Below are 617 nucleotides of genomic sequence, written 5' to 3' on the forward strand. Positions count from 1 at the left end.
TGAGCCCGACGAGCTACCGTGCTGCTCCACCCCGCGATAATACTATTTATATAAAATTCATATGGTGGAGGATGACGGGATCGAACCGCCGACCCCCTGCTTGTAAGGCAGGTGCTCTCCCAGCTGAGCTAATCCTCCAAAGTGGTGACCCGTACGGGATTCGAACCCGTGTTACCGCCGTGAAAGGGCGGTGTCTTAACCACTTGACCAACGGGCCAAATATTATAAATCCTATGGCGGAGAGCAAGGGATTCGAACCCTTGATACGCTTGTGACGTATACACGATTTCCAATCGTGCTCCTTCGGCCAACTCGGACAGCTCTCCAATGGCTCCGCAGGTAGGAATCGAACCTACGACCGCTCGGTTAACAGCAGATAGCTCTACCGCTGAGCTAATGCGGAATAATATTGCCTGGCAACGTCCTACTCTCACAGGGACAAGGTCCCAACTACCATCGGCGCTAGAGAGCTTAACTTCCGTGTTCGGTATGGGAACGGGTGTGACCTCTCTGCCATCATTACCAGACTGTATTCATTTAAGACAATCATTATTATAACTTATTCACTTTAAAAGTCAACAAATTTTTTATGTTCTCTCAAAACTAGATAACATTGC

Annotated in this window: 4 tRNA genes and 1 rRNA gene; all 5 read right to left on the reverse strand. The window is 48.6% G+C overall.

Annotated features, from left to right (window positions below):
• Nucleotides 1–62: 62 nt before the first annotated feature.
• The 5 genes from DN403_RS30055 to rrf all read right to left on the reverse strand — a co-directional run bounded on the left by DN403_RS30055 (nucleotide 63) and on the right by rrf (nucleotide 527).
• A tRNA-Val gene (locus DN403_RS30055) sits at nucleotides 63–138 on the reverse strand.
• 4 nt (nucleotides 139–142) lie between these two features.
• Nucleotides 143–217: transfer RNA gene (locus DN403_RS30060), tRNA-Glu, on the reverse strand.
• Between the two features lie 17 nt (nucleotides 218–234).
• A tRNA-Ser gene (locus DN403_RS30065) sits at nucleotides 235–326 on the reverse strand.
• Between the two features lie 2 nt (nucleotides 327–328).
• A tRNA-Asn gene (locus DN403_RS30070) sits at nucleotides 329–403 on the reverse strand.
• Nucleotides 404–411: 8 nt separating this feature from the next.
• Nucleotides 412–527 (reverse strand): 5S ribosomal RNA (gene rrf / locus DN403_RS30075).
• Nucleotides 528–617 lie beyond the last annotated feature (90 nt).

It is taken from the genome of Bacillus sp. AY2-1 (genome assembly GCF_008368965.1).
GTDB classification, from domain to species: domain Bacteria; phylum Bacillota; class Bacilli; order Bacillales; family Bacillaceae_G; genus Bacillus_A; species Bacillus_A thuringiensis_S.